This window comes from Pantoea sp. UBA7232, from assembly GCF_002473195.1.
GTDB classification, from domain to species: domain Bacteria; phylum Pseudomonadota; class Gammaproteobacteria; order Enterobacterales; family Enterobacteriaceae; genus Pantoea; species Pantoea eucrina.
Genome location: NZ_DKTK01000003.1, coordinates 82,230 through 103,304, shown reverse-complemented (window position 1 = coordinate 103,304; position 21,075 = coordinate 82,230). Strand labels below are relative to the sequence as shown.

The window sequence follows — 21,075 nt, the reverse complement described above, 5'->3', positions numbered from 1 at the left end:
GGGCATGCTGCTGCTGGCGCTGAGCATCTCGACGCTGCTGCACTATCAGCGTGCGCTGACGCTGGGGTTCAGCCAGCAGTGGCAGCAGCGACAGGCGTGGCAGGTTGCGCAGCAGGCGTTGCTGGGTCATGACACAGCGGGCTGGCACACGCAGCGCCAGCAGCAGATTCTGCCAGGTAGCTGCACGCTGGAGCGGGTGACCGTGACCGGCCCGCATCAGCGCACAGCGATGCTGGCACGGCTGAAATGTCACGAAGATGACCAGATTAATAGGCATCTCCGCCGTTTAAGGGTAGAGTGACCAGGCTGTAGGGTACTGCTTTGTTAAAGGAGAATTATGTTCCGGGTTTACCACTCCAATCAGCTCGATCTGTTGAAAAATCTGGCAGGCATCCTGATTGAAAACCAGCCTCTCGCCGATCCTTTTGCGGCTGAACAGGTGCTGGTACAGAGCCCGGGAATGGCGCAGTGGCTGCAGATGGAGCTGGCAAACAGCTTTGGCATTGCCGCAAATATCGATTTCCCACTGCCTGCCACCTTTATCTGGAGCATGTTTGTGAAGGTGCTGCCGGGGATCCCGGAAGAGAGCGCCTTTACTAAAGCCAACATGAGCTGGAAGCTGATGCAGCGCCTGCCGGTGCTGCTGGAGCAGGAAACGTTTCAGTCGCTGCGGCTCTATCTGCAGGATGACGACGACAAGCGTAAGCTCTACCAGCTCAGCACCCGCGTCGCCGACCTCTTTGACCAGTATCTGGTCTATCGTGCTGACTGGCTCAACAGCTGGGAGCGTGGTGCACTGATTGAGGGACTGGGTGACGCTCAGCAGTGGCAGGCAGCGCTCTGGCGCGATCTGGTCAGCTTTACGGAAAGCCTCGGTCAGCCGATGTGGCACCGTGCCAATCTGTACGCCCGCTTTATTGAAACGCTGGAACGGGCTGAAAGCACGCCGCCTGGCCTGCCGCCGCGCGTATTTATCTGCGGTATCTCCGCGCTGCCGCCAGTCTACCTGCAGGCGCTTGAAGCGCTGGGCCGCCATATCGATATTCATCTGCTGTTTACTAATCCCTGCCGCCACTACTGGGGGGATATTCAGGATTACGCGTTTCTGGCAAAGCTGCAGAGCCGTCAGCGCCGCCGTCTGCATTCAGAGGAGACGCTGCCGCTGTTTCGCGAACCTGAAGCCGCCTCCACGCTGTTTAACAGCAGCGGTGAACAGCAGCTGACAAACCCGCTGCTCGCCTCCTGGGGAAAGCTGGGACGCGACAACCTGTTTCTGCTCAGCCAGATGGAGTCAGCCGCCAACGATATCGATGCATTTGTCGATCTGCCTGATGACACGCTGCTGCACAACCTGCAGGCTGACCTGCTGAATCTTGACGATCGCGCGGTGATTGGTCTGAGTGCCGGAGAGCTGATGAACAGCGCAGAGAAGCGCCCTCTCGATCCGGCCGATCGCTCCATCACGCTGCAGATCTGTCACAGCGCACAGCGTGAAGTGGAGGTGCTGCAGGATCACCTGCTGGCGATGATGGAGGCCGATCCTGAGCTTAAGCCGCGCGATATCATCGTTATGGTGGCAGACATCGATAGCTATGCGCCCTTTATTCAGGCGGCATTTGCCAGCGCACCGCCGGATCGCTATCTGCCATTTGCCATTTCTGACCGTCGTGCCAGTCAGGCTCATCCGGCCATTCTGGCGCTGCTGAGTCTGCTGACGCTGCCGGAGAGTCGCTTCGCCTCAGAGGAGATCCTTGCGCTGCTGGAAGTGCCGGCGCTGGCGCAGCGTTTTTCCGTGGATGAGAGCGGGTTGCGTCTGCTGCGCCGCTGGGTCATGGAGTCCGGTATTCGCTGGGGGCTGGACGATGCCAGCATTGAAGCGCTGTCGCTGCCGGTTACCGGCCAGCACACCTGGCGTTTTGGCCTGCAGCGTATGCTGCTGGGCTATGCGCTTGAGAGCCGCAACGGTGACTGGCAGGGGATCCTGCCTTACGATGAGTCAAGCGGGCTGATCGCAGAGCTGGCGGGACATCTGGCCGAGCTGCTGATGCAGCTTGATACCTGGCGCAGCCGGCTGGCCGGTGAGCGCACGCTGGCGGAGTGGCTGCCGCTGTGCCGTGAGCTGATTGACAGCTTTTTCAGCGGGGATGCCGAAAGCGAGGCGGCGCTGCTGCTGGTAGAGACGCAGTGGAAAGAGATCATTGAACAGGGTATGGGATCTGCTTATCAGCAGCCGGTGCCGGTGACGCTGCTGCGCGATGAGCTGCGCTCACGCCTCGATCAGCAGCGCATCAGCCAGCGTTTTCTGGCAGGTCCGGTAAACTTCTGTACGCTGATGCCGATGCGCTCAATTCCCTTCAAAATCGTCTGCCTGCTGGGTATGAATGATGGCGTCTACCCGCGCACGCTGGCACCGGTAGGGTTTGACCTGATGCAGCAGCAGACGCGCAAAGGCGACCGCAGCCGGCGCGATGACGATCGCTATCTGTTCCTTGAGGCCCTGATTTCAGCCCAGCAGCAGCTCTATATCAGCTATATCGGCCGGGCGATTCAGGATAACACCGAGCGCTATCCCTCAGTGCTGGTCACGGAACTGCTTGATTATCTGGGGCAGAGTTTCTGCCTGCCGGGCGATGAGCAGTGCGAGCCGGACATCAGTGAACAGCATATACGTGAGCACTTACAAACGTTGCACAGCCGCATGCCATTTGCCGCAGAGAATTTTGCGCCTGACACTCACCGGCAGAGCTTTGCTGCCGAATGGCTGCCGGCGGCTACCGGCCGCGGCGTGGCACAGCCCGACTTCGTGCAGCCGCTGGCGGTGAAAACGCAGGAGATTGTGACGCTGGAACAGCTGCTGCGCTTCTGGCGTCATCCGGTTCGCGCCTGGTTTCAGCAGCGTCTTGGCGTCTCATTCTGGACAGAAGAGAGTGAGTTGCCCGATAGCGAGCCCTTTGCACCTGATAGCCTTGAGCGCTATCAGTTAAACGCGCAGCTGCTCAATGCGCTGGTGAACGGCGAGGATCCGCAGCAGCTCTATGCGCATCATCGCGCAGCAGGTAACCTGCCTTATGGCGCCTTTGGTGAACTTTTCTGGCAGAGCCAGACCGAAGAGATGCAGGAGGTTGCGGCGGAAGTCGCCGGAGAGCGCCTGCCGGCAGAGAGTCAGGAGGTAAATCTGCAGCTCGATACCGTGCGGCTGACCGGCTGGCTGACGCAGGTGCAGGCTGATGGCCTGCTGCGCTGGCGGCCTGGCGTGCTGAACATGAATGACGGACTGCAGCTGTGGCTGGAGCATCTGGTCTACTGTGCGCTGGGCGGCAGCGGCGTAAGCCGGATGTATGGCCGTAAACAGAGTTGCTGGCGCTTTCATGCCGTAGCCGCCGACCGGGCGCAGTCGCTGCTGGCAGAGTATGCCGCCGCCTGCGAGCAGGGTCTGGCGCAGCCGCTGCTGCTGTTAAACAAAAGCGGCGGCGCCTGGCTGGAGGCGAGCTTCGATCGCAAAAGCGGCCAGCTGCTGGAAGATGACGCCACGCAGAAAAAGGCGCTGAATAAGCTGCTGCAGGCGTGGCAGGGCGGCTATCAGGTGCAGGGGGAGGGCAGCGATCCTTATCTCCAGCGCCTGAATCGCACGCTGAATGAGGAGATGCTGCAGGCGATTATCGCTGCAGCACGGCAGTGGTATCTGCCGGTACGTCTCGCCCATCAGGATGATAAATAGCTGCTAAGCGTCGCGCTTACGCCAGAATAATATGTTGATAAACCTGCGCGGAAAACCAGCCGCAGGGCAGAGTAAGATTAAGGGGTTTACATGCGGATTTACGCACGCTGTATCGGCGCGCTGCTGTCAGGCGCGCTGGCGCTGAATGTTTTTGCCGATACCGGACAGGGCTGGCAGCCGGTTAATGACATTATCCGCAAAAGCGATCGCGATCCGCGCAGCTATCAGGCGATTACCCTGAACAACGGTATGACGGTGCTGCTGGTTTCAGACGCTGAGGCCCCGAAGTCGCTGGCGGCGCTGACGCTGCCGATTGGCTCGCTGGACGATCCCGACCAGCAGCCCGGGCTGGCGCACTATCTGGAGCATATGGTGCTGATGGGCTCAAAACGTTATCCCCAGCCCGACAATCTTGCGGAATTTCTTAAAATGCACGGCGGCAGTCACAACGCCAGCACCGCCTCTTACCGCACCGCATTCTATCTGGAAGTGGAGAACGATGCGCTGCAGCCTGCGGCAGATCGCCTGGCGGATGCGATTGCGGAGCCGCTGCTCGATCCGGTTAACGCCGATCGCGAACGTCACGCCGTCAACGCAGAGCTGACGATGGCGCGCTCGCGGGACGGGCTGCGCATGGCGCAGGTCAGTGCTGAGACGCTGAATCCGCAGCATCCGGGTTCGCGTTTCTCCGGAGGCAACCTGGAGACGCTGAGTGATAAACCGGGCAGCAAACTGCAGCAGGCGCTGCGCGACTTCTACCGTACCCACTATTCTGCCAGCCTGATGAAAGCAGTGATTTACAGCAATAAACCGCTCTCTGAGATGGCGCAGATGGCCGCCGCCACCTTTGGGCGCGTCGCGGCACATCCGGCTAGCGTGCCGGAGATAGATGTACCGGTGGTCACCGGAGCGCAGAAAGGCATCATTATTCACTACGTGCCGGCTCAGCCGCGTAAACAGCTGAAGATTGAGTTTCGGATCGCGAACAACAGCGCCGATTTCCGCAGCAAAACCGATACGCTGATTGGCTATCTGCTGGGTAACCGCAGCGCCAATACGCTGAATGACTGGCTGCAGAAGCAGGGACTGGCCGATGGCGTGACCGCAGGGGCCGATCCGGTCACCGAGCGCAGCAGCGGCGTCTTTACTATTTCTGTGTCGCTGACGGATAAAGGGCTGACGCAACGCGATGAAGTCGTGGCCGCCATTTTCAGCTACCTCGATATGCTGCGCCGCAACGGCATTGATAAGCGCTATTTTGACGAGGTATCGCATGTGCTGGCGCTTGATTACCGCTATCCGTCAATTACCCGTGATATGGACTACATTCAGTGGCTGGCCGACACCATGCTGCGTGTGCCGGTCGCGCACACGCTGGATGCGCCTTACCTTGCCGATCGCTTCGATCCTGCAGCGGTAGCGGCACGCCTTGGTGAGATGACGCCGCAAAATGCCCGCATCTGGTATATCAGCCCGCAGGAGCCGCACAATCAGCAGGCCTACTTTGTTAATGCGCCGTATCAGGTTGATAAAATCAGCGCCGCGCAGTACAGCGACTGGCAGCAGCGTGCAGCGCATATCACGCTCTCTTTGCCCGCGCTCAATCCCTATATTCCCACTGACTTTTCACTGATTGCACGCGACGGGAAAAACTACACGCATCCGATTGTGCTCAGTAATGACGCGGCAATGCGTATTTTATGGATGCCGGGCCGGTTCTATCCTGACGAGCCAAAAGCGGCGATTACCCTGGCGCTACGCAATAAGGCAGCGATCGGCGACGCGCGTCAGCAGGTGCTGTTTGGTCTGAATGATTATCTCTCCAGCCAGGCGCTGGATGAGCTCAACTCCCAGGCGTCGGTGGGTGGCATCAGTTTCTCCGTGGGAGAAGATGATGGCCTGGTGTTTAACGCCAGCGGATTTACCCAGCGTTTGCCGCAGCTGCTGCAGGAGCTGGTCGCCGGTTACAGCAGCTTCCGTCCGGATGAAGCGCAGCTCGCTCAGGCTAAATCCTGGTATCGCGACCGTCTGGATGCGGCTGAAAAAGGCAAAGCGTTTGAACAGGCGATCCAGCCGATGCAGATGCTGTCGCAGCTGCCCTATACCCAGCGCGACGAACGCCGCCGGTTGCTGCCGGAGATCACGCTGCAGGAGGTGATCGCCTGGCGTGACGCGCTGCTGCATCAGTCGACACCAGAGATGCTGGCGGTGGGTAATCTCTCAGCAAAAGAGACGGAAGCGCTTGGCGTGGCCCTGAAAGCGCAGCTGCAGAGCAGCGGAGAGGCACCGTGGCGCAGTGACTATGTTGTGGTGGATAAACCGATCAAGGCGAACCTGCAGCAGGCGGGAAGCAGCAGCGATTCCGCGCTGGCGGCGCTCTATGTGCCTGTCGGGTATGATGAATATCAAAGCATGGCTGCCAGTACGCTGCTGAGTCAGATTATCCAGCCGTGGTTTTATAACCAGCTGCGCACGGAAGAGCAGCTGGGCTATGCCGTCTTTACCTATCAGATGCCGATAGGCCGCCAGTGGGGCATCGGTTTTCTGCTGCAGAGCAACAGCCGGCAGCCCGCGTTCCTGCTGCAGCGCTTCCAGGCATTCTATCCGCAGGCAGAACAGCGGCTGCGCAGCATGAAGCCCGAGACCTTTGCGCAGTACCAGCAGGCGATGATCAATGAGCTGAAACAGCGTCCTCAGACGCTGGAGGAGGAAGCCAATCGCTACAGTCGTGACTTCAGCCGTCAGAACTATGCGTTCGATACGCGAGAGAAAGTGATTGCGCAGGTGCAGCAGCTGACGCCGGCGCAGCTGGCCACTTTCTTCCGGCAGGCGATCCGGCAGCAGGGAATGGCAATGATTTCCCAGATCAGCGGTACGCAGGAGAGCGCACCGCAGGCAGATTACGCAGCGCTGCCTGGCTTTACCACCTGGGCGGCGCTGGCGCAGCTGCAGCAGTCGCTGCCGGTTAAGAGTGATACGCCATGAGTCAGCGTGCTGAATCCCTCAATCCGCTGACGCTGCCGCTGCGCGGCGAGCGCCTGATTGAGGCCTCTGCCGGTACGGGTAAAACCTTTACCATCGGCCTGCTTTATCTGCGCCTGCTGCTGGGTCTGGGCGAAGAGAACGCTTACAGCCGTCCGCTCTCGGTAGAAGAGATTCTGGTGGTGACGTTCACCGAAGCGGCGACGGCAGAGCTGCGCGGTCGTATCCGCGCGAATATCCACGCGCTGCGGCTCGCCTGTATTCGCGGCGTCAGCAGCGATGCGATGCTGACCGCACTGCTGCAGGCGATCCCGCAGCGGGAAGAGGCCGCCTCGCTGCTGCTGGCGGCGGAAAGACAGATGGATGAAGCCGCTATTTTCACCATCCACGGCTTCTGCCAGCGTATGCTCAATCTTAACGCGTTTGAGTCCGGCATGCTGTTTGAACAGCAGCTGATTGAAGATGAGCATCCGCTCCTGCGTCAGGCAACGGCTGATTTCTGGCGGCGTCACTGCTATCCGCTGACGCTGGATATCGCGCGCGTGATTGTCACCGAATGGCTGGGGCCGGAACAGCTGCTGGCTACCCTGCGCCCGTGGCTGCAGGGAGAGTCGCCCTCGCTGCGGCTGCCGCCGGATGACCAGGAGACGCTTGCGTCGCGGCATGCACGTAATATGGCGCGCATCGCGGAGATCAAAGCGCAGTGGCGAACGCTGGGTGATGACGTGCAGACGCTGGTTGAGCAGTCGGGCGTGGATAAGCGCAGCTACAGCAGCAAACATCTGCCCGCCTGGGTCAGTAAAGTGAGCCAGTGGGCCCATAGCGACAGCAGTGATTACCAGGTTCCGCCCGAGCTGGCACGCTTCGGGCAGCGGATACTGGATGAGAAAACCAAAAAAGGCGACGCCCCGCGGCACGCGCTGTTCAGCGCAATTGACGCGTTTCTGGCTGAACCGCTGTCGCTGCGTGATGTGGTCATTGCTCGGGCGCTGACCGAAGTGCGTGAGGCGGTGCATAAACAGAAGCGGCTGCAGGCGCTGCTGGGCTTTGACGATCTGCTGAGCCGGCTTGATGATGCGCTGCAGCAGGCGGGCGGCGCGCAGCTGGCGCAGCTGATCCGGCAGCGCTACCCGGTGGCGCTGATCGATGAATTTCAGGATACCGATCCGCAGCAGTACCGGATTTTCCGTACGCTCTATATGCATCAGCCTGAACATGCGCTACTGCTGATAGGCGATCCCAAACAGGCGATCTACGCTTTCCGCGGGGCGGATATTTTTACCTATATCCGGGCGCGTAATGAAATTGCGGCGCACTATACGCTGGACACTAACTGGCGCTCGTCACCCGCGATGGTAGAGAGCGTAAACCAGCTTTTCTCGCGCTTGCCGGCTCCCTTTCTGTTTGCTGAAATTCCGTTTTTGCCGGTGCAGTTTGCGCCGCCTAACCAGGCGCTGTCGCTAAAGGCAGAGGGCAGAGAGCAGCCCGCGCTGCGCTTCTGGCTGCAGCCCGGCAGCGGTGCCAGCGTCAGCGAATATCAGCAGCAAATGGCAAAGCAGTGCGCAATGGATATCAGCCGCTGGCTGCAGGCGGGGCAGCAGGGCGAGGCGATGCTGGGAAAAGGGCCGGCGCTGCGGCCCGTACAGGCATCGGATATCACGGTGCTGGTGCGCAGCCGCAACGAAGCGAATCAGATCCGCGAAGCGCTGGCGCAGCTCGCGATCCCCTCAGTCTATCTCTCTAACCGCGACAGCGTTTACACGACACCGGAAGCGCGCGAGCTGCTCTGGCTGCTGCGCGCTATTCTGGCTCCGGAACAGGAGCGGATGCTGCGTACGGCGCTGGCGACTTCGCTATTTGCGCTGGATGCGGCTCAGCTGGATGCGCTCGATCGCGATGCGCGCGGCTGGGACACGCTGGTAGATACCTTTGCGCGCTGGCAGCGCCTCTGGCATCAGCGTGGGGTGTTGCCAATGCTGCGGGAAATTATGCTGGAGCGCCAGCTGGCCGAAAATATGCTGGCGTCGGAAAATGGCGAGCGCCGCCTGACCGATCTGCTGCATCTGGGGGAGCTGCTGCAGGAAGCGGCATCGCAGCTTGACAGCCCGCATGCGCTGGTACGTTATCTGGCACAGCAGATAGCGCGGCCCGACAGTCAGTCGGCCAGCCAGCAGCTGCGACTGGAGAGCGACCGCCATCTGGTGCAGATCGTCACCATCCATAAATCGAAAGGGCTGCAGTATCCGCTGGTCTGGCTGCCGTTTGCAGCCGGATTCCGTGAAGCAGATATTGCGCTTTACCACGACCGCGATAACTTCAGCGCGGTGCTGGATTTGCAGGGCGATGAGCAGAGCCTGGCGCTGGCGGAACAGGAGCGACTGGCAGAAGATCTTCGCCTGCTTTATGTTGCGCTGACTCGCTCTGTGTATCACTGCAGCATCGGCGTGGCGCCGCTGTTTCGCGGCGCGCGCAAAAAAGAGGGCGAGAGCGACCTGCATAAAAGTGCGCTGGGCTATCTGCTGCAGCGCGGCGAAGCGGCGACGGCAGAGCAGCTCGGCGCGCTGCTGGAAGCGCTGAACGGCGAAGGGTGCGAGGTGGTGATGGCCGATCGTGCTGAAGCCGCACGCTGGCAGGTGCAGGCTGGCGTACGCGACGATCTGCATGCACGCGCGATAACGCGCCAGCTGGCTGAATCGTGGCGCGTGACCAGCTATTCAGGTCTGCAGCAGCACAGCGCGCATCGCCTGCTGGAGGTGGTGCCCCACTTCGACCTGGAAGCGGCGGGTGAAGAGCAGCAGGCGGCGACCGAAGAGGTTGTGCTGACGCCACATCATTTTCCGCGCGGTGCCGCACCGGGTACGTTTCTGCATGAGCTGTTTGAGTCGATCGACTTTACCCAGCCGCCAGGGACGGAGCTGCTGGAGCAGCATCTGCAGCAGAATGGCTACCCGCTGCACTGGCAGCCGGTGCTGAGCAGCTGGATTGAGCGGGTTGTGACTACGCCGCTTAATGCGCAGCAGATCCGGCTGGCTGACGTGGCCGCACGCGACCGCCTGACTGAGATGGAGTTTTATCTGCCTATCAGCGCTCTGCTTACCGCTCCCGCGCTGGACCGGCTGATGCGCCAGCATGACCCGCTCTCTGCGCAGGCGCCCGCACTTAACTTCAGTCAGGTGCAGGGCATGCTCAAAGGCTTTATCGACCTGGTGTTTCGCCGGGACGGAAAATATTACCTGCTGGATTATAAATCCAACTGGCTGGGGGAGAGTCATGAAGCCTATACCCCGGATGCCATGGCACAGGCGATGATTGACCATCGCTACGATTTGCAGTATCAGCTCTATACGCTGGCGCTGCACCGGTTTCTGCAGCACCGGCTGCCCGATTACGACTATGAGCAGCATATGGGCGGCGTGTTTTATCTGTTTTTGCGCGGTATGGATGGCAGTTCGCCTGATAATGGCGTCTTTTTCACCCGTCCTGCCGCTGAATTTGTCACACAACTTGATAGCCTGTTTCGCGGGCAGGGAGAGGATGCATGAGCGATATCACTACGCTATTAAAGCAGGCAACAGAGCTGCGGCTGCTGCGCCCGCTGGACGTGCAGTTTGCTCAGCTGATAGCCACCAGCGATGAACCCGCCCGCTTACTGGCTGCTGCCTGTCTCAGCGCTGAAGCCGGAGAAGGGCATGTCTGCCTGCCGCTGGCCCAGCTTAACCGCGAGCAGCTGTTTCGCGGCCGTCATCCCGAACTGGCGCAGGCGATCTGGCAGGCAGCAGGCGATCCGCACGACTGGCACAGCCTGCTGGCGGGCTGGGATGCGCTCAGCTCCCGCGATCGTGCGGCCCCTGTTGTACTGAGCGACGACCGGCTCTATCTGCATCGCTTATGGCATCATGAAGGTGACGTGGCGCGCTTTTTCCATCCTCAGGCTGCGCCGCAGCCGTTTGCCCCGGAGCAGGTACGCAGCGTGCTGGATGCGCTGTTTGGCACCGCGCCGGATGACTGGCAGAAGATTGCCGCTGCTGTCGCATTAACGCAGAAGACCGCGGTGATTTCCGGCGGGCCGGGCACCGGCAAAACCACCACCGTGGCAAAACTGCTGGCGGCGCTGATCCGCCTGAGCGACGGCGCGCTGCGCATTCAGCTGGCGGCCCCAACCGGCAAAGCGGCGGCGCGCCTGACGGAGTCACTGGGAAAAGCGCTGCAGCAGCTGGCGGTCAGCGAGCAGGAGCGCCAGCGCTTTCCGGAGGAGGCCACCACGCTGCATCGCCTGCTGGGCGCACAGCCTGAAACGCAGCGTTTGCGTTACCATGCCGGTAATCCGCTGCATCTCGATGTGCTGGTGGTGGATGAAGCTTCCATGGTGGATCTCGGCATGATGGCCAGCCTGATTGCCGCGCTGCCATCGCAGGCGCGGGTAATTTTTCTCGGCGACCGCGACCAGCTTGCCTCCGTAGAGGCGGGAGCGGTACTGGGCGATATCTGTCGCTGTGCGGAGGCGGGCTACAGTCCGGTGCGCGCCACGCAGCTGACGCTGATGACCGGCTGTGAGATCGGCGGCAGTAATGAAACCGCAGCACCCGCGGTGCGCGATGCGATCTGCCTGCTGCGTAAAAGCTACCGTTTTGATGCCAGCTCCGGCATCGGCCAGCTGGCAGCAGCCGTTAACGCCGGTGATGCGCAGGCGGTGGAGCGCGCCTTTCAGAGCAATTTCAGTGATATTGCGCGTGCGCCGCTAAACAGCGGTGAAGCGTATCAGCGAATGCTGAATGAGATTGCTGCTGGTTATCGGGACTTTCTGCAGCAGGTAGCTGAGGATGTCGCGCCGGCTGATATCCTCGCCTCTTTCGGCCGCTATCAGCTGCTGTGCGCGCTGCGCGAAGGGCCGTTTGGCGTGGAAGGACTCAATCAGCGTATTGAGCAGAAGCTGATACAGCTGCAGCTGATCCGTCGCCCCGCAGGCGGCAGCCGCTGGTATCCGGGACGGCCGGTAATGGTCACGCGCAATGACAGCGCGCTGGGCCTGTTTAACGGCGATATCGGTATCACGCTGACAGACGAGGAGGGCGTGCTGAAGGTCTTCTTCCCGCTGCCGGACGGGACCATCAAAGCGGTCCAGCCGAGCCGACTGCCGGCACACGATACCGCCTGGGCCATGACGGTGCACAAGTCGCAGGGTTCGGAGTTTGAGCACACCGCGCTGGTGATGCCGGCCCAGTTTTTACCGGTGCTGACGCGGGAGTTAATTTATACCGCGATTACGCGTGCCCGCAGGCAGCTGACGCTCTACAGTGATGAAAACATTTTCCGTCGCGCAGTCCAGCTGCGCACGCAGCGCCGCAGCGGCCTGCTGTCACGGCTTGGCGCGACGTCTGACGCGTAAAGCTTCGTACAGGATAATCGCGCCCCTACGTGCTCCTGTAGGGGCCGCATTAATGCGGCCCTGGGGAAAAATAACGCGGCCCGGAATTTCCCGTGCGGCCAGGGCGCCATAAATGGCGCCCCTACAGGATCACGCAGGGGCCGCATTTATGCGGCCCTGGAATACGTGGCTTATTTTAAATCTGCCATCAGCACCTTTGAGCGACGCTGATAGTTATACATCTGCTGCTTGCTCTCTGGCAGCGACTCAATATCTACTGGCGTAAAGCCCCGCTCCTGAAACCAGTGAATGCTGCGGGTGGTGAGCACAAACAGCTTTTTTAGCCCCATCTGCCGCGCCTGTAGCGCCACGCGATCCAGCAGCAGCTCGCCGCGTGATGAGCTGCGATAGTCGGGATGTACTGCCACACACGCCATTTCGCCAATCTGCTCATCCGGGAACGGGTAGAGCGCGGCACAGGCGATGGTCATATTATCGCGCTGGATGATGGTAAACTTATCGATCTCCATCTCCAGCTGTTCACGCGAGCGCCGTACCAGAATACCCTGCTGCTCCAGCGGACGGATCAGTTCCAGGATGCCGCCAATATCGTTGATGTTGGCGCGCCGGATCTGCTCAGCAGATTCCATAACAATCTGTGTACCGATACCGTCGCGTGAGAAGAGCTCCTGCAGCAGTGCGCCATCCTCCTGATAGCTGATCAGATGGCTGCGGCGCACGCCGCTGCGACACGCTTTCACCGCGCCGCGCAGAAAGCGCACCGTACCGGACAGAAAATCGCCGTCGCTCTCCATCTCATCAATGCGCGTCTGCGCATCACCGGGAAACAGCTCTGAAATAATTGTGCCAGCGCGATCGGTCACGCCCTGCTCGGAGCAGAAGCCAATCATCTTCTCTGCCTTGAGCTTGATGGCGAGCTGCGTGGCAACCTCTTCTGAGGTGAGATTAAAGCTTTCGCCGGTTACAGAGACGGCGACCGGGCCGAGCAGTACAATCGCGTTATTATCCAGCTGGCGGTGAATCGCCTCTTCATCAATACGGCGAATGCGTCCGCTGTGACAGTAGTCAACGCCATCATCCACGCCCAGCGGCTGGGCAATGATAAAGTTACCGCTGACGACATTAATATGCGCGCCCTGCAGCGGCGTGTTGTTAAGGCTCATCGACAAACGCGCCGTAATATCAAGCTGCAGACGGCCCGCCGCCTGCTTTACCAGCTCCAGCGATTGCGCATCGGTCACGCGGGTATGTTTGTGATAGAGAGGCTCCAGCTGCTGCTGCGCCATGCTGGCATCAATCTGCGGACGTGCGCCATAGACCACCACCAGACGGATGCCCAGGCTATGCAGCAGGCCAATATCGTTAACGATACTGGAGAAGTTTTCATGCTCAATGGCTTCGCCGCCCAGCATGATGACAAACGTCTTGTTGCGATGGGCATTAATATAGGGAACGGTATGGCGAAAACCCTGAACCAGCTCGGTACTGCGTTCCTTCACGGTGCACCCTCTGTGAATGGTTATTCGTAATTAGTGTATTTTTATTCTGTTTTTCGCCGTATTGCAAGCGTTGCGCCTGACGTTACTTTACGATTTTTCAGATGCATCCGTTGATAACAGACTGCATTATCTGGCTTTTCCGACGAGACAAGCGTTGCCAGATTGGATAAAGTTTTCGCTTTCTGAGCGTCGGCTGACGCAGATTTATCCATAACACAGTAGTTGGAGTGGCATGTCCCAGGCTTTTTCCCGAAGACGGTTATTACAAGGTGCCGGTGCGCTATGGCTACTTAGCGTAACGCGTACCGGGCTGGCAGCGAGTCAGCACATTGTTGCGGTACGCATCTGGCCTTCATCAACGTACTCCCGCGTCACGCTGGAGTCGAATATCCCGCTGCACTACAAGCAGTTTGCGTTGAGCAACCCTGAACGCCTGGTCATTGATATCAAAAATCTGCATATCAATCCGGCGCTGAAAGGCATCAATAAGCTGGTGCGCACAGACGATCCCTTTATCAAAACGGCCCGGGTCGGGCAGTTTGATCCGCACACGGTGCGGATTGTGCTGGAGCTGAAGCGTAACGTCGCACCAAAAACCTTTACCCTGGCGCCCGTGGCCGGTATCAAAAACCGGCTGGTGGTGGATCTGTACCCCAGTCAGGCATCGCACGCCGACGATCCGCTGCTGGCGCTGCTCAACGATTACAACAAAGGCGATCTGGAGCGCGATCAGCCTGCGCAGGCACCGTTGCCGGGTAAGGCGGGGCGCGATCGTCCGATCATTATCATGATCGATCCCGGACACGGCGGCGAAGATCCCGGTGCGCACGGCAAATACAAAACGCGTGAAAAGGATATTGTACTGAAGATTGGTCGCTACCTGCGGGCATTGATCGATAAAGAGCACAATATGAAAGCCTACATGACGCGTAACGAAGATGTGTTTATTCCACTGCGCGTGCGGGTGGCAAAAGCGCGCAAGCAGCGTGCCGATCTGTTTGTTTCGATTCATGCCGATGCGTTTACCAGCCGGGCAGCGCGTGGCTCTTCGGTATTCGCGCTCTCCACGCGCGGCGCGACCTCTGCCGCAGCCCGTTTCCTGGCACAGACGCAGAACGAAGCCGATCTGATTGGCGGCGTCAGCATGAGCGGCGATCGCTATCTCGACCACACGATGTTCGATATGGTGCAGCGTCAGACCATCAGTGACAGCCTGAAATTTGGCAAAGAGGTACTGGCGCGCATGGGGCACATCAATCATCTGCATAAGCGTACGGTTGATCAGGCGGGTTTTGCCGTGCTGAAAGCGCCCGATATCCCGTCAATTCTGGTTGAGACGGCGTTTATCAGTAACGTGGAGGAGGAGCGCAAGCTGCGAACCGCACGCTATCAGCATCAGGTGGCCGAAGCGATTTTTCACGGTATCAAAGCCTATTTTGATAAAGGCGGCGTGCTGGCACGGCGGTAAGGGCAGGGCGGCAGCAATGCCGCTTTTTTCCGGCGGCAGAAACAAAAAAACACCCGTTAAGGTGTTTTATGTTTCTTCATCAAAAGAATTGGTTGCGGGGGCCGGATTCGAACCGACGACCTTCGGGTTATGAGCCCGACGAGCTACCAGGCTGCTCCACCCCGCGTCCGTCTGTCGCACTGAGCGACGTTTCACATTGTATTCTTCTTAAGACAATTGGTTGCGGAGGCCGGATTTGAACCGACGACCTTCGGGTTATGAGCCCGACGAGCTACCAGGCTGCTCCACCCCGCGTCCGTCTGTCGCCTGAGCGACACTTCATATTGTCTCTTCATTAAGAAGAATTGGTTGCGGGGGCCGGATTTGAACCGACGACCTTCGGGTTATGAGCCCGACGAGCTACCAGGCTGCTCCACCCCGCGTCCGTGGATGCGCACTATACACCTGGCGCGTGACGATGCAACCCCTTTTTGCGCTTAACGGGTGAAATCCATAAGCAGTTGCTGAATAATGTCGCATCCGGATGAAAAAACGTACAGATGTGAAGGCGATGGCGGGTGGCAGATTTCATTATGACCAGGGCTTTGCTATCGTCGCCGGGCGAACAACCGACAACAAGAGAGAGTCATGAACGGACACCGGGTAAAGTATGCACTCACTGGCGCATTTCTGGCGCTATTAGCGGGTTGTAGCTCAAAGCCGACCGATCGCGGTCAGCAATATATTGATGGCAAGCTGGAGCAACCGCTCGGGCTGGTTAATGAGCCTAATGCCAAAGGGCGTCCGGTTAACGGGCAGGATTTTGGCCTGCAGGTGCAGCAGATTCAGTCCGCTTCCTCGCGTCTGTTCAGCCGTAATAATGACACCTACAGCGCTATCCAGAACTGGCTGCTTTCGGGTGCAGATACGCGTCAGCTGCGTCAGTTCGGCCTGAATGCGTTTCAGATGGAAGGCACCGACAATTATGGCAACGTGCAGTTTACCGGTTACTACACGCCGGTAGTGGAAGCGCGTTACACCCGGCAGGGCGAGTTTCAGTATCCTATTTACCGCATGCCGCCGCGCCCGCGCGGGGCGAAGCTGCCGAGCCGCGCCGGCATTTATAGCGGCGCGCTCGATGAGCGCTACGTTATCGCCTGGAGCAACTCGCTGATCGACAACTTTATGATGGATGTGCAGGGCAGCGGCTACGTCGATTTTGGGGACGGACGTCCGCTGCGCTTCTTTGGCTACGGCGGTAAAAATGGCTGGGCTTATCACAGCATTGGTAAAGAGCTGATCGATCGCGGTGAAGTCAAACGCGAAGATATGTCGATGCAGGCCATCCGGCAGTGGGCTGAGGAGCATTCACCGCAGGAAGTGCGTGATGTGCTGGAGACCAACCAGTCCTTTGTCTTCTTTAAACCTGAAGAGTACGTGCCGGTGCGGGGTGCCAGCGCAGTTCCGCTGATTGCCAAAGCATCGGTTGCCTCTGACCGCTCTCTGATCCCGGCGGGCACGGCACTGCTGGCGGAAGTGCCGCAGCTGAATGCAAAAGGTAAGTTCAACGGTAAGTATGAAATGCGTCTGATGGTGGCGCTGGACGTCGGTGGCGCAATCAAAGGCCAGCACTTTGATATCTATCAGGGCGTAGGCCCGGACGCCGCACATCTGGCTGGCTTCTATAACCACTACGGCCGCGTCTGGGTACTGAAGACGGCTCCCGGTGCCGGACAGCCGCTGTTCAGCACTGCGCAAAACGGCAATAACGGTTCACTGCTGACCGGTGCAAATTGATACACTGACAGCCAGCTCTCTGCAGGAGAGTACATTATCGGGTGCGCCACGCGGCGCACCGCATTCCGGAGTAAAGGTCAGATATGAAAGTGGTAAGCGACGCCTGGCGACAGCGCTTTGGCGGAACGGCGCGTCTTTATGGACAGGAGGCGCTGCAGCAGTTTGCAGAGGCGCATTTCTGCGTAATTGGTATTGGCGGCGTAGGCTCCTGGGCCGCTGAAGCGCTGGCGCGTACCGGCATCGGACACATTACGCTGATCGATATGGATGATGTCTGTATTACCAATACCAACCGGCAGATCCATGCGCAGCAGGGCAATGTCGGTCAGGCAAAAACGGAGGTCATGGCCGCCCGCATCCGCGCCATCAATCCGGAGTGCGTTGTCACCTGCATTGACGACTTTATCACGCCGCAAAACACCGCCGAATTGCTCTCTGCCGGGTTTGACTATGTGATTGATGCCATCGACAGCGTGCGGCCGAAAGCGGCGCTGATTGCCTGGTGCCGGCGTAATAAAGTCCCGCTTATTACCACCGGCGGGGCAGGCGGACAGATCGATCCCACGCAGATTCAGGTCAGCGATTTGGCGAAAACCATCCAGGATCCGCTGGCGGCTAAACTGCGCGAGCGCCTGAAAAGTGATTTTGGCGTGGTAAAAAACAGTAAGGGCAAACTGGGCATCGACTGCGTGTTTTCCACTGAAGCGCTGGTCTATCCGCAGCCCGACGGCAGCGTATGCGCCTCGCGCAGCACGGCAGAAGGCCCGAAGCGGATGGATTGCGCTGCAGGCTTCGGGGCGGCAACCATGGTGACCGCCACGTTTGGATTTATCGCCGTATCGCACGCGCTGAAGAAGTTTCAGGCGCGCAGGGCGCGTCAGGCTGCCTGACGCGCCGCGCGCATTACCGCCTCTGCCAGCGCCTGCAGACCGCTGCTGCGTGACGCGCTCAGCTGCGCGCGCAGTCCCAGCGTATCAAACAGCGCCAGCGGATCCTGGGCCAGCAGCTGTGCCGGGGTTTTTCCTTCGGTGGCGGTCAGCAGCACGGCCAGCAGGCCACGCACAATCCGCCCCTCACTGTCGCCATAAAAATGCAGCGTGCCGTCAGGCAGCTGCTGGCTGCTGAGCCAGACGCGGTTTTCACAGCCGCTCAGCTCGATCTCCGCACACTTCAGTTCTTCCGGCAGCGCCGGCAGCTGACGGCTGAGCTGAATCAGCTGCCGGTAGCGATCTTCCCACTGCTGAAAGCGGGCAAACGTGTCGGTCAGCCCCTGAGCGGTGATCGTATGGCCAAAGGGGTGGGGAGCGAGCAGGGTTGTCATGAGATTATTCACCTAAAAGGTTCACGGCGCAGTGCATGGCGCGCACCAGCGCATCCACATCCTGCAGGTTATTATAAGGCGCGAACGAGACGCGCAGCGTACCGCTGACGCCCAGAGCTGCCATCAGCGGCTGCGCGCAGTGCTGCCCGGCACGCAGCGCAATGCCCTGTTCAGCCAGCAGCGTGACGATATCGCTGTGATGGATCCCCGCAATATCAAAGGCAAGCAGGCTGGAAGAGCCGCAGCGGAAGCTGCGAAAGCCGGGCAGCGTGCTTAGCTGCTCTTCGGCCAGGCAGGCGAGCTGCTGACTCCACATCTCCGCTTTTTCCTGATGATGGTGCGACAGCCAGTTCAGCGCCGCGCTGAGGCCCACCACACCCGCCACGTTGGGCGTTCCGGCCTCAAAGCGCCACGGTACCGGCTGCGGCGTAAATCCGCTGAAGTCAACCTGCGTCAGCATTTTGCCGCCGCCCTGCCACGGCTGCATCGACTCCAGCAACTCTGCTTTGCCATACAGCACGCCAATGCCCATCGGACCATAAAGTTTGTGGCCGGAAAACGCATAGAAGTCGATATCCAGCGCCTGCACGTCAGGCGGGCAGTGCACCACGCCCTGCGCGCCATCCACCATGACCTTTGCACCCGCCTCATGCGCCAGCGCGATAGCCTGCGCCAGATCCGGACAGCCGCCGGTGACGTTTGACATCTGGCTCACGGCCAGCAGGCGGGTGCGCGTGTTGATCAGCTCCGGCAGCAGGGCAATGTCGGGTCGGCGATCGGCTCCCAGCGGCCATTTCACTACCGTGGCGCCGCTTGCCTGAGCCACCATCAGCCACGGCACCAGGTTAGCGTGATGCTCCGCCTCGCTGACGATGATTTCATCACCCGGCTGCAGGCGCGGTGCCAGCCAGCTGTACGCCACCAGATTGATCGCCTCAGTGGTGCCGCGCGTCCAGACAATCTGCCGATCGTCAGCGGCATTCAGCCACTGTGCGACCACGCCGCGCGCCTGTTCATACTGTGCCGTCAGCGCACGCGCCGCAGCAAACTGGCTGCGGTGCACGGTGCCGGCACTGAGCGAATAGAACTGTGCGGTGGCATCAATGACCGCCTGCGGCTTGAGCGCCGTGGCGGCGCTGTCAAGATAGACGCCGGCATCATTTAGCGCAGGAAACTGCTGACGAAAAGCGCCAGGAGAGAAGATGGTCATATCGGGCCCACTCCGGTGATTTAGGGCCAGCCGTAACAGCAGGCTGCAGGCTGGCAAAGCTGTAAAAGCGCGTTATGCTCATTATGGCAAGGTTTGAACCGAAACCCGCATAACCCGTTCGCCATTTTCAGCCGTGCTTTCAGGCTGATGGCGCAATGTCGTGGCTGCGGGCGGTTTAATGCAATCAATCTGCAAGGAGATAGAAGATGAACAAACTTACCGCAGTGCTGGCTGTCTGCACCATGGCATTTACCCTGGCGGCCTGTTCCAGCAACTATGTTATGCACACGAACGATGGCCGCACGATTGTCGCTGACGGCAAGCCAAAAGTTGATGATGATACCGGTATGATCAGCTATAAAGATGCCAATGGCAATGAGCAGCAGATTAACCGCTCTGATGTGAAAGAGATGGTTGAGATGGGGCAGTAAAATTACGAAAAAAAAGCACCGCAATTTGCGGTGCTACATAAAATCACTTTGGACAGACAGGGTAAATCTCAGGAATTAAAAGTTTGATCTGCAAGATTCAGATCAAAAAATGCAAACACAACATCACGACCACAAGCCAAAAGCTCTCCAAAAGTCTGCGATCTCTCGCACGTTTTCAGAAAACTTTTCGTTCCGGCTCTGGAAGTGCGGCAACTATAGGTATTTGCTGGAGCTTCCTCAACGGACAAATTATAATGTCTCGGATTAAAAAATCTAATAGCTGACGACGTTGTATAAGTTGCAGTTTTACACTATGAATCCATCTGTGGAAAACCATGTCTAAACGCCTTCCGCCGCTCAATGCTTTACGTGTTTTTGACGCGGCTGCCCGCTATCTGAGCTTTACCAAAGCCGCTGAAGAGCTGTTTGTGACCCAGGCGGCGGTGAGCCATCAGATCAAGTCGCTTGAGGATTTTCTCGGGCTCAAGCTGTTCCGCCGCCGCAACCGCTCGCTGCTGCTGACGGAAGAGGGGCAGAGTTACTATCTCGATATCAAAGAGATTTTTTCAGCGCTTAACGATGCGACCCGCAAGCTGCAGGCGCGCAGCGCTAAAGGGGCGCTCACGGTCAGCCTGCTGCCGAGCTTTGCGATTCAGTGGCTGGTTCCGCGTCTCTCCAGCTTTAATATGGCTTATCCGGGAATCGACGTGCGTATTCAGGCGGTAGACCGTGAAGAGGAGAAGCTGGCAGACGATGTTGACGTCGCTATCTTCTATGGCCGGGGCAACTGGCCAGGCCTGCGGGTGGATAAGCTCTACGCTGAATATCTGCTGCCGGTCTGCTCACCGCTGCTGCTCTCCGGCGATAATCCGCTGAAATCGCCCGCCGATCTGGCGCACTTTACGCTGCTGCATGATGCGTCGCGTCGTGACTGGCAGGCCTACACCCGCCAGCTGGGACTGCAGCATATCAATGTGCAACAGGGGCCTATTTTCAGCCACAGTGCCATGGTACTGCAGGCAGCGATCCACGGGCAGGGTGTGGCGCTGGCGAACAACGTGATGGCAGAGAGTGAGATCGAAGCAGGGCGCCTGGTCTGCCCGTTCAATGATGTGCTGGTAAGTAAAAACGCTTTTTATCTGGTTTGTCATGACAGTCAGGCAGAACTGGGTAAAATAGCCGCCTTTCGTCAGTGGATTCTGGAAAAAGCCGCTACCGAACAGGAAAAATTCCGTTTTCGCTACGATCACTAAGCTACCGTTCGCTGCACAGTGATGTGCGGCG

Annotated in this window: 13 protein-coding genes and 3 tRNA genes; 10 read left to right on the top strand and 6 right to left on the bottom strand. The window is 59.1% G+C overall.

The features are described 5' to 3' along the window. The first annotated feature begins 4 nt into the window (after nucleotides 1-4). The 5 genes from B4056_RS01125 (at nucleotide 5) to recD (ending at nucleotide 12,086) form a co-directional block, all read left to right on the top strand. Nucleotides 5-301 (top strand): prepilin-type N-terminal cleavage/methylation domain-containing protein, encoded by a 297-nt coding sequence (locus tag B4056_RS01125; protein ID WP_113655886.1) that lies wholly within the window; start codon nucleotides 5-7, stop codon nucleotides 299-301. 36 nt (nucleotides 302-337) lie between these two features. Next, entirely contained in the window at nucleotides 338-3,718 is a 3,381-nt protein-coding gene (recC, locus tag B4056_RS01120; RefSeq protein ID WP_288653527.1) for an exodeoxyribonuclease V subunit gamma, read from the top strand. Between the two features lie 90 nt (nucleotides 3,719-3,808). Beyond that, nucleotides 3,809-6,703, top strand: coding sequence for a pitrilysin (gene ptrA / locus B4056_RS01115; RefSeq protein WP_288653524.1), 2,895 nt, complete (start codon nucleotides 3,809-3,811; stop codon nucleotides 6,701-6,703). Continuing rightward, nucleotides 6,700-10,242, top strand: a complete 3,543-nt coding sequence (gene recB / locus B4056_RS01110) for an exodeoxyribonuclease V subunit beta (protein ID WP_288653522.1) — start codon at nucleotides 6,700-6,702, stop codon at nucleotides 10,240-10,242. The genes ptrA and recB overlap by 4 nt, the downstream gene beginning before the upstream one ends. Then, nucleotides 10,239-12,086, top strand: a complete 1,848-nt coding sequence (gene recD / locus B4056_RS01105; protein WP_288653520.1) for an exodeoxyribonuclease V subunit alpha — start codon at nucleotides 10,239-10,241, stop codon at nucleotides 12,084-12,086. The genes recB and recD overlap by 4 nt, the downstream gene beginning before the upstream one ends. A gap of 170 nt (nucleotides 12,087-12,256) precedes the next feature. Here recD and argA read toward each other — a convergent pair whose 3' ends face one another. Continuing rightward, nucleotides 12,257-13,585, bottom strand: a complete 1,329-nt coding sequence (argA, locus tag B4056_RS01100) for an amino-acid N-acetyltransferase (protein WP_094111694.1) — start codon at nucleotides 13,583-13,585, stop codon at nucleotides 12,257-12,259. Between the two features lie 232 nt (nucleotides 13,586-13,817). Between argA and amiC the strand changes: the two genes are divergently transcribed. Further along, nucleotides 13,818-15,053 carry an N-acetylmuramoyl-L-alanine amidase AmiC gene (amiC, locus tag B4056_RS01095; RefSeq protein WP_039379939.1) on the top strand — a complete coding sequence of 412 codons (1,236 nt, stop codon included), beginning with the start codon at nucleotides 13,818-13,820 and terminating at the stop codon, nucleotides 15,051-15,053. A gap of 89 nt (nucleotides 15,054-15,142) precedes the next feature. Here the strand turns inward: amiC and B4056_RS01090 are convergent. The 3 genes from B4056_RS01090 to B4056_RS01080 form a co-directional block, all read right to left on the bottom strand. After that, nucleotides 15,143-15,219: transfer RNA gene (locus tag B4056_RS01090), tRNA-Met, on the bottom strand. A 51-nt stretch (nucleotides 15,220-15,270) separates the two neighbouring features. Beyond that, nucleotides 15,271-15,347, bottom strand: a tRNA-Met gene (locus B4056_RS01085). Nucleotides 15,348-15,398: 51 nt separating this feature from the next. Next, nucleotides 15,399-15,475 (bottom strand) — tRNA-Met (locus B4056_RS01080). Between the two features lie 205 nt (nucleotides 15,476-15,680). On the opposite strand from B4056_RS01080, the gene mltA reads away from it, so the two are divergent. Together mltA and tcdA are read left to right on the top strand one after the other, a co-directional pair. Then, nucleotides 15,681-16,829, top strand: a complete 1,149-nt coding sequence (gene mltA, locus B4056_RS01075; protein ID WP_071668551.1) for a murein transglycosylase A — start codon at nucleotides 15,681-15,683, stop codon at nucleotides 16,827-16,829. 83 nt (nucleotides 16,830-16,912) lie between these two features. After that, complete coding sequence (gene tcdA / locus B4056_RS01070; protein ID WP_150018608.1) at nucleotides 16,913-17,719, top strand: tRNA cyclic N6-threonylcarbamoyladenosine(37) synthase TcdA; 807 nt, start codon at nucleotides 16,913-16,915, stop codon at nucleotides 17,717-17,719. Here the strand turns inward: tcdA and csdE are convergent. Next, nucleotides 17,707-18,150 (bottom strand): cysteine desulfurase sulfur acceptor subunit CsdE, encoded by a 444-nt coding sequence (gene csdE, locus B4056_RS01065; protein ID WP_039379933.1) that lies wholly within the window; start codon nucleotides 18,148-18,150, stop codon nucleotides 17,707-17,709. The genes tcdA and csdE overlap by 13 nt on opposite strands. Before the next feature lie 4 nt (nucleotides 18,151-18,154). After that, nucleotides 18,155-19,360, bottom strand: coding sequence for a cysteine desulfurase CsdA (gene csdA, locus B4056_RS01060; RefSeq protein ID WP_113655780.1), 1,206 nt, complete (start codon nucleotides 19,358-19,360; stop codon nucleotides 18,155-18,157). Nucleotides 19,361-19,566: 206 nt separating this feature from the next. Here csdA and B4056_RS01055 point away from each other — a divergent pair, with 206 nt between their 5' ends. Then, nucleotides 19,567-19,791, top strand: a complete 225-nt coding sequence (locus B4056_RS01055) for a YgdI/YgdR family lipoprotein (RefSeq protein WP_039379928.1) — start codon at nucleotides 19,567-19,569, stop codon at nucleotides 19,789-19,791. Nucleotides 19,792-20,126: 335 nt separating this feature from the next. Beyond that, complete coding sequence (locus B4056_RS01050; protein ID WP_039379926.1) at nucleotides 20,127-21,044, top strand: transcriptional regulator GcvA; 918 nt, start codon at nucleotides 20,127-20,129, stop codon at nucleotides 21,042-21,044. Nucleotides 21,045-21,075: the final 31 nt, after the last annotated feature.